Source organism: Polaromonas sp. P1_E1_2 (assembly GCF_056406035.1).
This window is the reverse complement of record NZ_JBFUAZ010000813.1, coordinates 1-1,473: the sequence shown is the minus strand read 5'-3', so window position 1 is coordinate 1,473 and position 1,473 is coordinate 1. Positions and strand designations below refer to the sequence as shown.

The following is a 1,473-nucleotide window of genomic DNA, read 5'->3' as shown; positions in this document are numbered from 1 at the left end:
CACGAGTTCTGGTCGCCATGACATTCGCAGGCTGGATCGCGCTGATCGCCGGCTGGTACGTGACCGAGATCGGCCGGCAACCCTGGCTGGTGACGGGCGTGCTGACGGCAGCCGATGCCGCCTCAAGAGTGCCGGCACCGCGCATCGCGTTGACGCTGACGCTCTACCTCGCGCTGTATGCGGTGCTGCTGGTGTCTTATGTGTCGGTGGTCTTCTACCTCGCGCGGCACAGGAAACACGCCGACAAGCCGTTCGGGGACGACAGCACCGCCGGTGAGCCCGAGAAGGACCTCAACGTCGTGAACTACCCCGAAAAAGAAGGAGCCTCCCATGCTTGACCTTGCCCCTGACCTGACGCAAGCCGCCGGCTGGATGCCCATTGTTTTCCTGGTGGTGATGGGCCTGGCGATGCTGGCCTACGTGATCCTGGACGGCTACGACTTGGGCGTGGGCGTGTTGATGCGCACCGCCGGCGATGACGACAAGGACACCATGATCGCCAGCATCGGACCCTTCTGGGATGCCAACGAAACCTGGCTGGTGCTGGGCGTCGGTATTTTGCTCACGGTGTTTCCGCTGGCGCACGGCGTCATTCTGGGCGCGCTGTATTTGCCGGTGGCCTTCATGCTGATCGGCCTCACGCTGCGCGGCGTGGCCTTTGACTTCCGCGTGAAGGCGCGCGCCAGCCACAAGCCCTTGTGGAACCGCATGTTCTACACCGGCTCACTGCTGGCGAGCTGGTCACAGGGCTACATGCTGGGCTCGCTGATCACCGGTTTTGCGGCGACCTGGTGGACGATTGTGTTCAACGCGGTCATCGGCGCGGCGCTGGTCGCGGCGTATTGCCTGCTCGGCGCCGGCTGGCTCATCATCAAATCCGAAGGTGAACTGCAACTGCAGGCCGTGCGCTGGGCCAGGCGCAGCCTGCTGTTCACTGTGATCGGTATTGGCGCCATTTCGGTGGCTACGCCACTGGTGAGCCAGAGCATTTTCGACAAATGGTTTTCGTTTCCGAACATCGTGCTGTTGCTGCCAATCCCGGCGGCCACGGCGGTGCTGTTTGGCGTGATTTTCCGCAGCCTGCAGCGCCTGCCGGTGCGCCTGGCACAAGGCAATGAATACGGCGCAYGGGTGCCTTTTGGTGCGACGGTGGGCGTGTTTTTGCTGGCCTTCTACGGCCTGGCCTACAGCCTCTTCCCGTGGCTGGTGATCGACAAGCTGACGATCTGGCAGTCGGCAAGCGCGCCCGAAGCCATGGGCGTGATCCTGGCCGGCGCAGCCGTGGTGCTGCCGATGATCATCGGCTACACGGTCTTTGCGTACCGGATTTTCTGGGGAAAAAGTACGGCATTGAAATATTAGCCCCCGCGCAGGATATGGCCCCCACGGTCGCTCACTTCGTGTAGCTCCCTGCCCCCCGAGGGGGCCGCCCGCCTGTGGCCCGGCAAAGCCGGTTCCACGGCTCATGCTGGT

The 1,473-nt window shown here is 63.4% G+C and carries 2 protein-coding genes; both read left to right on the top strand.

Features of this window, described 5'->3' with window-relative positions; genetic code table 11:
• On the top strand, positions 1-338 hold a 338-nt coding region (locus AC1D1P_RS23165), incomplete at its 5' end, for a cytochrome ubiquinol oxidase subunit I (protein WP_477674612.1).
• Positions 331-1,362 carry a cytochrome d ubiquinol oxidase subunit II gene (locus AC1D1P_RS23160; RefSeq protein ID WP_477674611.1) on the top strand — a complete coding sequence of 344 codons (1,032 nt, stop codon included), beginning with the start codon at positions 331-333 and terminating at the stop codon, positions 1,360-1,362. The genes AC1D1P_RS23165 and AC1D1P_RS23160, both read left to right, overlap by 8 nt.
• Positions 1,363-1,473 lie beyond the last annotated feature (111 nt).